The sequence below is a fragment of the Streptomyces ortus genome (genome assembly GCF_026341275.1).
In the GTDB taxonomy this organism is placed as follows: Bacteria; Actinomycetota; Actinomycetes; order Streptomycetales; family Streptomycetaceae; genus Streptomyces; species Streptomyces ortus.
In genome coordinates, this window is the sequence record NZ_JAIFZO010000002.1 from 2342691 (window position 1) to 2354004 (window position 11314).

Consider the following 11314-nt stretch of genomic DNA (forward strand, 5'->3'; position numbering starts at 1 on the left):
GGCTCCGGGATCGGCTGCACATATCACTGGATTTGTGCATACAAGACCGTGCGCAGTGCAAGTTGTCCTCTTCATGAGGTGCAACGGATCTGGAGGGGAAACCATGAACCATGCAGCGGGCGAGCTCGAAGAGTCTCGGCTCCAGAAGGCCGTCGAGATGATCGCCATCACACCGGAGGCGGCCACCAAGCTCGTGGGCGGTTACCGTGCGACCTTCGAGGCCAAGTTCAAGCGGGAGCCCGAGAGCCTGGAGGACAAGTGCCGGATCGCCGCCAAGATCATTGGCCGGTACTCCAAACTTTCGGCAGCCGCTGGGGCGGTCACCGCAGCGCCGAGCGTGATTCCGGGGATCGGGACGGCGGTCGCAGTCCTGGGCGGCGGCGTCACTGATATTGCCATGGCACTCAAGCTCCAGATCGACATGTGCATGTGCCTGGTCGAGGTGTACGAGACCGAGCTGAGCAGTGAGGACAAAAAGCACCTCGCCTTCGTGCTCGCGCTGGCGGGTTCGGTGGAACAGATGGCGTCGAAGGGCGGCAAGGCAGCGGTCCTGAAGATCGCCGAGAAGTTGGTCTACCAGTACCTGCGAGGGCCCGCCTTGATCACGATCAAGCAGTTGTTCAAACGGGCGTCCATCACCTTCACTCAGAAGGCGATGGCCAAGGCGATACCAGCCGGCGTAGGTGTCGCTTTCAGTAGCTCAACCAACTACGTCCTGACGACGGTCGTCGGCAAGGTCGCTGTCGCCGTTCTGGCCAAAGAGGTGAAGTAGCAACGCTGCACCGGATCCGGTACCTCCGACTTCAGTTCCATATCGCGCCGGCCCGCGACACCACGACCGTACGGATGGAGATCACCGACACCCGCACCCAAGGCGTACCGGCCGTGGCGACGCCCACGTCCCTCCGCGACACCGGCCGCGGCCTGCTCCTGATGAAGTACCTCGCCGACCGCTGGGACCGGCACCCGCGCCAGGGCGGCCCAGGCAAGACGGTCTGGACGGCGTATGTCCTGCCGACAGGAGGCCGCCGCCCGCTCCCGCCCGTCGTCCACCGCCGCGCCCGAACCGCCGTCGCACCGCGATCGCTGGACGGCAGATCAACACCGCGGTCACACTTGACCCCTGACCGTGACTGTTCATCGCGCACACCGGGGGCAAGGTGCCACAGGAGGCGATCTCCGACCGTTACGAACTCCTGGAGGAGCTCAGCCACGGCGGCATGGGCGACGTATGGCGCGGCTACGACGCCGTGCTCGACCGGCCCGTCGCCGTGAAGGTCATCCGGCAGGCGTCGGTCACCTCCCCGCAGCTGGCCGAGGAGTTCGCCAAGCGGTTCCGCCGCGAGGCCCGCATCACCGCGCGCATCCAGCACCCCGGCGTGCCGCAGGTGTACGACGCGGTGCTCGACGCGTCGTACGAGCGTCTGTTCCTGGTGATGGAGCTCGTCGACGGCGTACCGCTGTCCGCCTACCTCGACCCCGGCCGGCCGCTGCCGGTCAGCTGGGCGGCAGCCGTCGCCGCGCAGATCGCGACCGTGCTGTCGTACGCGCACGACGTGCCGGTGATCCACCGGGACCTCAAGCCGGGCAACATCCTCGTCGCACGCGACGGCACCGTGAAGGTCCTCGACTTCGGTATCGCGGCGATCCTGCGCACCGACGTCACCAAGCTGACCGTCACCGGCAGCCCCATCGGCACCCACCAGTACATGTCGCCCGAGCAGGTCCGCGGCGGACGCATCACCCCGCAGACCGATCTGTACGCGCTGGGCTGCGTGCTGCACGAACTCCTCAGCGGGCGCCTCGTGTTCGAGGCGGAGAGCGAGTACCTGCTGATGTACCAGCACGTCAACGCCGCTCCCACCCCGCTGCGACAGCTGCGGCCCGACGTCCCCGAGGCGCTGGAGGAGCTGGTCCTGCACCTGCTGCGCAAGGCGCCCGAGGCGCGGCCCGCCGACACGCAGGAGGTGTACGCGCGGCTGCTGCCGTTCCTCCCGCCTCCGGGCCAGGAGCCCGGCACGGCCGATGCCGGGCCGGCCGGCGCGCCCGACCCGACGGGCGTGTTCCGTCACCCCTTCGCGCCCCGCGCCCGCGCCCAGGCGCCCGCACCTGGCGGTTTGCCGCCCACGGCCGTCCTCCCGGGGGCCCAGCCGGTGCCCGTCCCCGCCCAGTTGCGTGAGGACATCAAGGAGGCTTACGCCCACTCCGACGCCCTGCTGGAGGAGGAGCGGTTCGCTCAGGCCGCCGAGGTGCTCGGCGAGATCATCGAACCTGCGGCCCTCGCCCTCGGCTCCGAGAGCAAGCAGGTCCTGTCGCTGCGCCGCCAGCGAGCAGCGATCCGCCTCCTCGGCGGCGACTACCGGGCCACCCTGCCCGAGTTCGAGGCCCTCGCCGACGCGTACGCCCGCATCGCCGGACCCACCGCCGAGCAGACCCGCGCCTGCCGCGCCCAGGCGGCCCGGTGCCGCGCCGAACTCGGCCAGGTCACCGACGCGCTCGCCGCACTCCAGGGCGTGCTGAACGTCGTACGGGCCGTCGACAGCGACGTGAGCGAGGAAGCCGTGGAGCTGCGGCACAACATCGGGATGCTGCTGCTCGCCCAGGGCCGGGCCGTCGAAGCCCGGCAAATCCTCGAACCTCTCCACCAGGACATGTGCATGGTGTTCGGCCCCGACGACGAGATGACCGTCGAGATCGCCGAGGCGCTGGCTCTAATCCGCCTCGACCTCGACGGCGACGCCGCCGGGTAACCCGCTCGAACACCTCGCAGGCACTTCGACAGAACTTGTGGCACTGCTCGACGGAGGGCCGGCGGGAACCGTACAGGTGCCGGGGCTGATCGTGCGGGGGAGTACCGGGGCGACGCGGGAGGCGGTGGGCCGGACCCTCCACGGGCATTGCGTTGAGCCGCGCCGTCTCGTCGGCAGCCTCCCGTGAAATTTGGTGCGATGTTCGCTGATTTTGCTGATTTTACAGACACCGAACGGGAATACCGGTATCTATGGTGTTCATCGGACCGCACGTGCTCCGGACGCTGAGAGGGCGGTGAGGTCCGGACCGGGGCGCGGGTACATCTCTGGGGGCAGGCTGTGGCTTGCGGCAACAATCATGTCGGTGGATCTCATCTGTCTCAGGCTCCTACGCCTGTCCAAGACCTGGGACGCATCGCGGTCGAGGAAGCCCTGCGGTCGGAGCGTGCCGCCGTCGTGCAGCGGGCCATCGCGAACTGGCGCGCGACGACAACCCAGGACGTCGCCCCCGAAGGCATGCGGCTGAGGCGCCCTCAAAAGGATCCGGCCTACTCCCGCATGGGCGACATGGAGGGCCGCAACCCGGTTCCCGGCGCGGAGAAGCTCGTCCACACGTGGCATGACGAGCACGGACAGCCGGTGCAGGGAAACGCCTACCCCCACATCCACGTGATTCACGATCCTTACCAAGGCGAGGTACGGGTTGAACTCCGCCGTCTCAAGGGTCCCGAATCCACCAAGGTCCGGAAGCCCATCCCTGAGATCGAGACCGTGGAGGTCGCCATCGACAAAGATTTCCGTGGCAACCTGGTGAACGAGGCGATCGAGAAACTCGCCGCCATCCTGCGCAACAGTGGACCGTACCGGTGACAGGTCCCGTCGGGGCACTGGACGCAGAGATCCTTCGGTCGCTAGCCCTCACATACGTCAGCCGGTGGTCCGCATCCGTGCGCGAGCTCCTGCTCGCCCCCATCGGGCACGGCACCGCGCACAGTCTCGAAGACGCGCGTGAGGCGTTACGGCGTGTGGTGCCGGACGCTCTGGCCTCCTCGCTGGTTCCCCTGGCGGTCGTCGACGAAGCCTCCCTGGCCTGTGTGGTGCTGAACCCCCTGAGCGACGGCGACCGCGCTCTTGCTCCCGGCACGGTCGTACGACTGTTCCTCGGCGAGGTGGCGCCGGAGCATCAGCTCGCAGTTCTGGACGTCGATCCGCTGCTCTACATTGCGTCGCTGGAAGAGGAACTCCTGGCGCGGGAGGCCGGGCTCACCCGCATGCTCGACGAGATCGGCCCGGCCTACGAGCACGCCTTCATCGACCGTGACCGGCGGCCGCGCGACTTCGTCGTCCGGCCCGTGCGGCTGGCCTGCCAGAACGTCGTCGTCGGCTATGCCGCCATCGCCCAGGACAGCGCCTTCGACGGTCTGTCGGTGCCCGCGTGGATGACAGCCGAAGTGCCGCATGTCGCCACGCACGAGGCCAACCGCGCCATGGCGGCGCTGACGCTGTGTGACGCCTTCGCGCGCGGCGGCACCATGGAAGTCCGCTTCGACCGGCCGGCGTCGGTGAACCTCGACGGACGCACGATCCGCTACGCCGGCCATCCCGAGGGACGTGTTCCCGCCGGCCTTCGCCGGTACGGACGAGCTACCGGTGTGCCCCTGGGAGTCGACGATCCCGCGTCGATCAGCCCGGCCGAGGCGAGGGAGCTGTTCCTGGCAGTGACGCCCATGCCCCGGGGGCTGCGTGCCCGGGTCGGAGCGGCCGTGACCGCGGACGGAATCAGTCCCGAACGCATCTGCTACGCCCTGTTGTCCCAGTTGTGGCGTGAGCTCGAACTGGAACTCCTGCTGGCGACGAGTGCGCACGGCGGGTCCGTCCTGGCCGGCGGCGGCGCCTGGACCCACCGATCCCTGCGGCAGGCGGAAGCCGACGTCTGCCGTGGGGCCCTCATGGCCGGTATGTACTTCCGTCGGCTCAACGGCCGCGACAGTGCGGGTGCTACGGACGACGTACGGGTCGTGGAGGACGTCAGCGCCGGAGTGACCTGGACGGTCCACGAGGACACCGCCGCCGTCGAATACCACCTGTCCGACTCGACGGTCCCGCCCTGGGCGGCCGGTGACAGCGCCCTTCCTGTCGCCGATGTTTCTCTCACCGTCCTGCCCCGGGTCCATGTGAGCGATCGCGATCTCGCCGTCGTACGGGCGTTGCGCACCCGCGGCACAGCCGCGGCGCTGCTGATTCCGCAGGACGCCTGGCTGCCCGCGCAAGCCGACGTGCCTGTACTTCGCTGTCCGGACCGCCTGGCCGACCTGGATCGCGCGATCGAGGACAAACTACTCACGTCGAGGCTCGCACGCGGATGACGGCAACCACCCACACCACCACGCTCGTGTCCCTGACTGCGGACGGCCCGCTCCGCACGCTGGTGGGGGACATCGCCACGGCCGCCCTGCGTTCGACCACGGCCGAACCCGGCGACCGGACCGACGTCATCCGCTACGAACGGCTGTGCTCCCAGCTGGAGAGCCACGCCTGGCGCGCCGCCGCAGGGGGCGCCACCTGCCTCGTCCTGGACGAGGCGCCCGACGGCCCCGGACTGCCGGTGGCCGCCCACGACATGGCGGATCCGCTCGGTTCCGCACTGGCAGACCGCGTGTCCCACCAGGCGGCGCGGCTGGTTCGGCATTGGCTGGCCGAGCAGAACGTCGTCGTCGCTCTCACGGTTCCCTTCGCGCCCGGCGGCTCGGGCTTCCCTCTGACCGGCCGGGAGCCCGCCCCCGACGTGGCCGCTCCCTGGCGCGCTCCCGAGGGCGTAGAGGGACGTCGGGCCGTGGAAGCGCGGTTCCGGGACCAAGTGGCGGCTGCCGTCGGCCCGGACGCGGCCGGCCGGCAGCCCGTCAGTCCTTCCGGGGTGCACAACCGGGTGCTGACCGAGGTGCTGCGGCAGTACGTTGCCGGACACCCCGACCGGCGTGTCGACGTGCCCATCGCCTACCGGGACGGCTCCGCCGCCGCTGACCCGTTTCCCCTGCGGTGTCTGCGGCCGGCCGACGCGCTGCCCGCACAGGCCGACGTCACCTTGCGTCTGGCACTGCTGTCGATCCGGCACACCGAGATGGACGCCCGCATCGACGGTGCGTGGCTGCGCAACGCCGAGGTCTCCAGGCCCCGGCCCGCCGCGCAGACTGACGAGTTCGTGTACGCCACGAGCCTGGAGCAACTGGCGGCCCTCACCGACCACGGGCGGCGTACCGCGGTCCTGCACCTGTACCAGACGGGACTGGACTGCGCGGTCGTCGGGTTCTACCGGGCCGTGACCGTCCATCTGCTGCGTCATCCCGGGTCTGTGGCCGTCGTTCCGATGTTCGCGGCGGCAGGCCGGCCGGGCGGCCCCGACCAGACAGTGTTCCATCAGGGAGAGCCCTGGACCGCGGAAGGACTGCGATGACCACTGAGACTCCCCGTGGCTCCTCCCTGCCGGACATGCGCCGCGCGGTGTGCAAGGACTGCGCCCGCGAGGTCGCCCTCGGCGACCGTCCGGCGGGCACCGAGTACTTCACCTATCCCGAGGCCTGGGCCGGCGGGCAGCTCGAACGCGGTGGTTCGCGCTCGGACCGCTGCCGGGAGCACCGCGCCGCCCACGTGGGGCACATCTCCGGCCTCTCCGTGGCCTACATCGATCTGCGGACCACCGGCGAGGTCGCCGACCGGAGTAGCCCCACCGGTCCCCTCGGGGCGCTCGGTCCGCTGCCCGAGGCCCACACCGTGGCCGACACCGCCCCCGTCGATTTGGGGGCGTTCGGATTCGGCATGGACGAGTCCCACATCCGGCAGATGCTCGATTCCCTGGCCGACCCCAGGCGGCGTGTCCTGGTCGTCAAGGCCGGCACCGGCACGGGCAAGTCCACCTACATGCCCTACCGGCTCCTCGATCCGCCCGAGGGCTGTTATCGCCTCATCGACAACGGACCGATCATCGTCACCGAGCCCCGGGTGCAGGCCACGGTCGGAGTGGCCACCTTCGTCGGTGAGCTCCTCTCCGGTGCCGACGGGGCCGGCCCCGGCTACCCGGTGGGCTACCAGGTGTCTGGCGACCGTCATCATGACGCGGCGTGCCGACTGGTGTACGTGACCGACGGCACCATGATCAACTGGCTGCGGGAAGGGCGGCTGGCCAGTATCGGCACGGTCATCGTCGACGAGGCGCACGAGCGGTCGACCAACATCGACTTCATCATGGGGTACCTGCGCCGTGAACTGGACCGGTACCCCCACCTGCGGGTGATCATCACGTCTGCGACCTTCGACGAGGACTTCTACCAACAGTACTTCGGCGGGGAGAGTGCCGTCGGCAAGGTGGTCGTCCCCGCGGTCAAGTCGATCGGTTACGGGTGGCCGCTATTCCCGGAGCTGGACGCCCCACCCGACCCCGCGCTGGTGGAGGCCTGGCGGCGGATGGCGCCCGAACTACGCCTGGCGGAAGGGCCACAGGCCACTGCCGAGGATGAGCTCGTCGCCAGCGCATGGCCTCGGTTCGCCCCGGCGCTCAAGGAGAGCGAAGTCGTCGACAGCGCCGACGTGGGGTATGTCGAGGACCTGCACGCCACCACCCGCGCGCTGCTTCCGCTGCGCGCTTCCACTCCGCTACCCGAGAAGCAGTGGCAGCGCGAGATGCCCTCCGTGCTGGCGGAGTTCATGGTCCGGCTCACCCGCGGGCTGGACGCCGCGGACATCTTCGGCGACATTCTCAGCTTTCTCCCCACCGCCAAGGCGATAGAGGAGGCCTGCGACCTGATCCGCGCCGGACTGGGGGACACCGTCGATGTGTACGCGCTGCTGTCGTCCTTGCCGGTGGAGGACAAGCGCGCCGCGCTGGCCGCGCGCCGCAAGGGCGACCGCCGCAAGATCGTCGTATCCACCAACCTCGCGGAAACGTCCCTGACCGTCGAAGGGGTCCGGTTCGTCGTCGACTCCGGTCTCATCGCCCAGTCGGAGTGGGACGTGGAGTCGGCCCAGGGGAGCATCAGGACCAAGGCACACTCCCAGGCCGGGATCAAGCAGCGCTGGGGACGGGTCGGACGCAAAGCGCCGGGCTGGGTGTTTCCCCTGTACAGCAAGGGCCAGTTGCTCAAGCTCACCGAGGACACCGCGCCGGGATCCACCCGTGAGAACCTCGAACGCTTGGTGATGACCGCCAAGATGGGCGGCCTGGACTCCGTCGTCGATTTTCCCTGGCCGGCCGCGTTCGTGCCCGAGCCGCCCCTCGCGCTCGACAAGGCCGCCGAAGCGTCCCGGAAAACCTTCGTCGACGAGCTGCGCCGCGCCGACCAGGCTCTTCGGACCAACGGCTCGCTCGACACGGGAGGCCATCCCACCACGTTCGGCAAGGAGCTCAATCGGCTCCAGGTGCTGGGCTCCACCGGTGCCGCCCTGGCTGTCATGCACGCCGACCGTCTGGCGTGTCTGCCCGAAGTAGTCTCCCTTCTGGCGCTGCTCACCACGCCCGCACGCCTCATCGGCACCACCGGTCTGCTCTTGACCGACTTCTCCTGGCCGGACGAATGGCGGCATGAAGCCGCGGAGCGCCATCGTGCCCTGGCCAGTGTCTGCGAGGACGACGCCGAACTGGTGCTGCAGATCGTCGCCGGCTGGGAACGCGCCGACCCCGCCACCCCACCGTGGGAGGTCTCCTCCGCACGGGCCGAATGGGCGCGGCGCTGGTGGGTCAGCGACGACCGGTTGCTGACCGCGGCCGCGATCCGCCGGGACATCATCGGCGGTCTGTCCCCCGCCATGAAGGAGGAAGTCAAACGGTTCGTCGAGCCGTCGCTCCTGCGCCGCGCCCGTGGGGCCATCACCCGGGCCTTCGCCGACCTGGAGCACGTGCTGGACGGCTCGGCCAGCGGCAGTGACGCCACCACCGCTAGCACCGACTACAACGCCGTGCACGGCGACCACACCACGCCGTGCGCCGTTCATGCCGGGCATCTGACCGGACGGCCCGAACGAGTCATCCCCCTCGCGCGTCACCGGGGCCGCGACGGGATCCGGCTGGCGCACCTCGTCACCGCCGAACCGTGGGCACGCGGTGGGGCATCTGACAGCACGGGGCCCGCGGACGCCGTCCGCCTTCTGGTCCTCAGCGCCCTCCATGCCCGGCCCGAGCCGAGGCGCGAGGTCATCGCCGCCCTGCTGGAGGCGTGGCCGGCCGGCACCCGGGCCCTGCTGCGCCTCGAGCGGGACGCGGCCGGTCGGCCGGTCGCCGGACACGTCGAAGCCCGACACGCGCCGGCTCCCCTTCCCCGGGCCGCACAGGAACTCGCCGAACTGGACGCTCAGGACGAGCTGGCGCACAGCGGGGCGGCAACGCTTGTGGATGCCGCCCCGGAAACCGATCACAACTGGCCCACGAACGCCGAGCCCTTCCCTGACCTCGAGGCCATGGCCCGTACCACTGTCCTCGATCACCGTGACGTCGAAGCGGACGAGACGGCTTGCGGGCGGTGTCCCCGTTGCCTCGCCGGTGACCTGGCCGAGTGCGAGACCCTGCGGGCGGTCGCGGACGGTCGGGCGCCGGGCGTCCCTCCAGGGCACGGGCAGGCATCGTCGGCCGGGGGAATCGACGTCTCCCGGCCGTTCGTGCTGGCACAGGAGGGGGGCCTGAACGGGGATGGCTGGTACGAGGTCGTCGGCTACCACGTCACTCCCGACGGCGAACCGCTGCTCTTCCTGCGTCCCGACTGGCGCCGTCCCGAGGACACCGACGGTCCCGGGGCCCACCCCGATCTGCAGGCCGGTGACCACATCGAGGTGGTGGTCGGTCCCATGGTCAGCGATCACGACGGGGAGTTGCGGGTCCTGACGCGTGCCGACGCCCGCGGGCGGTTCCTGCTGCGAGAGGCCGATCCGAATCCGCCGCGGCAGGACGAGCGGGCCCAGCTCGCTGTGTCTCTTCACCGCCGGGACACCAGGCAGCTGGCCGACCTCCTAGAGGGGGCCACCGTGACCGCGACAGTCCTGCCGCGCAGCCAGACGGGGCATTTCACCGTCACGCTCGTAGACCTGGCCCACCAGCACGTCAAGGCGGCCACCAACGGGGCTCGTGATGTGGCCGGGGTGGTCACCGGCGCTCCGAACGGCGCCGGGTACGTGGAGGTCCGTCTGCTGGCCCACGACAGCCGGACCGGGCTGCGCCACGTGATCAGCGCATCGGCCGGTGAGCCACCGCCCGAGCCCGAGTCACCCATCGTCGTACGCCTGTACCAGGAACGCTCTCGTCTGTCCTTGCAGGGACGGTCGTTGCGTCCCGTCGCGGACGTCGCCGAGCACCTGACGGACGCGTCCCTGATCGGCTTGCCGGACGGACCCCTACCGGAAGTCGGGGGCAGCGGCGTCTTCCTGAAGGCGGAGCGCGTCCTCAGCCGGGGCAGTGCCATCGAACTCGCCGAGCTAGACATGGACGCCACCTGGGTCCGCGACGTCTGGTTGTGGTGGGCCCGGAGCCGTCACCACACCCCGTCCCGTACGGAACCCGTGCTGCGTGCCGGCACCGACCGCGAGCCCGTCGACCTGCCTGCCACCGTCCGAGTGGAACTGCCTCCGGAACTGCGTCTGCCGGGGGCCGAGGTCACCTCCATGCATCCCGTGGGCACGCGGGTCAGCGCTGTCGTGACGGCCGCCAAGGCGGAGTTGGGCCGCGCCTGGCTGCGCCTGTTCGACGGCATCCCCGCCAGTGTCACCGAGCGTGACCTGGGGCTCGGACAGGGCACGATCGCCCAGGCCCTCGTCGTGGGAGCCGAGTTCACCGGGCTCGTGACGGGTGTCTTCGACCGGCAGGGATACGGCATGCTCACGCTCGGCCCGTTGAAGAACGCCGCAGAACCCCGCACGACCGATACGGGCCCTGGCAGGACCACCACCGGTCCCGCCGGGCAGGGAGCCGGCGGTGAGCCGAGGCCGGAGTCCGACCGGTACAGCGGCCCCGGACGGGGCGAACCGGCCAACGGCAGGAGGGAACCGGTCCTCACCCTGGCGGAGGCCTGCGCACGCTACCCGGTCGGATCATGGGTCGGCGCCGTGGTTCACCGCGTCAGCGCGGAGCTTCGCCGTGCGTGGCTTCGGCTGCCGGACGGGCTGACGGCGACCGTGGTCGCCGCCGACGTGGGCAGCCACGCAGTCCTGGTCCTGCCGCACGTCCTGACGCCGGAGCAGCAGGTGATCGGCACGGTGAAGGCGGTCACCCTGCACCGCGGCGCACCGCAGATCCAGCTGGATCTACGGAACGTGGACACTCCCTCCTTGGGGCAGCAGCTCGACAACGCGGGGGTGCGGGAGGGCGCCGTTTTCACCGGCCGAGTGCGCAACGCCCTCGACTCCGTGGGGGTGTTCGTCGAGGTGCTCCCCGGTTTCAACGGTCTGATCCGGGCACGTGACCTGGCACCGGGACTGCCGCCCTCCTCCTATGCGCGGGGCACGGAGCTGACGGTCTGTGTCGACGCGATCCACGAGGACCGCAAGCGTCCCGGCTTCCCCGCCTTCGGTCTCAGTCTCGAGTAGTGAGC

Annotated in this window: 6 protein-coding genes; all 6 read left to right on the forward strand. The window is 70.1% G+C overall.

The genetic code is table 11. The features are described 5' to 3' along the window. The first annotated feature begins 103 nt into the window (after window positions 1-103). The 6 genes from K3769_RS13655 (at window position 104) to K3769_RS13680 (ending at window position 11309) form a co-directional block, all read left to right on the forward strand. Complete coding sequence (locus tag K3769_RS13655) at window positions 104-772, forward strand: hypothetical protein (RefSeq protein WP_267026702.1); 669 nt, start codon at window positions 104-106, stop codon at window positions 770-772. A gap of 388 nt (window positions 773-1160) precedes the next feature. Further along, window positions 1161-2750, forward strand: a complete 1590-nt coding sequence (locus tag K3769_RS13660; protein WP_267026703.1) for a serine/threonine-protein kinase — start codon at window positions 1161-1163, stop codon at window positions 2748-2750. A gap of 456 nt (window positions 2751-3206) precedes the next feature. Beyond that, entirely contained in the window at window positions 3207-3620 is a 414-nt protein-coding gene (locus K3769_RS13665; protein WP_267026704.1) for a hypothetical protein, read from the forward strand. Window positions 3621-3697: 77 nt separating this feature from the next. Next, complete coding sequence (locus K3769_RS13670; protein ID WP_267026705.1) at window positions 3698-5116, forward strand: hypothetical protein; 1419 nt, start codon at window positions 3698-3700, stop codon at window positions 5114-5116. Further along, window positions 5113-6201, forward strand: coding sequence for a hypothetical protein (locus tag K3769_RS13675; RefSeq protein ID WP_267026706.1), 1089 nt, complete (start codon window positions 5113-5115; stop codon window positions 6199-6201). The genes K3769_RS13670 and K3769_RS13675 overlap by 4 nt, the downstream gene beginning before the upstream one ends. Then, the gene (locus tag K3769_RS13680) at window positions 6198-11309 is read left to right on the forward strand and encodes a helicase-related protein (RefSeq protein WP_267026707.1); all 5112 of its coding nucleotides are present in this window, start codon (window positions 6198-6200) and stop codon (window positions 11307-11309) included. The genes K3769_RS13675 and K3769_RS13680 overlap by 4 nt, the downstream gene beginning before the upstream one ends. Window positions 11310-11314 lie beyond the last annotated feature (5 nt).

Bases quoted from the DNA above. Each gene is read 5' to 3' on its own strand.
- K3769_RS13655 (WP_267026702.1), top strand. From the start codon at position 104: ATGAACCATGCAGCGGGCGAGCTCGAAGAGTCTCGGCTCCAGAAGGCC.
- K3769_RS13675 (WP_267026706.1), top strand. From the start codon at position 5,113: ATGACGGCAACCACCCACACCACCACGCTCGTGTCCCTGACTGCGGAC.
- K3769_RS13680 (WP_267026707.1), top strand. From the start codon at position 6,198: ATGACCACTGAGACTCCCCGTGGCTCCTCCCTGCCGGACATGCGCCGC.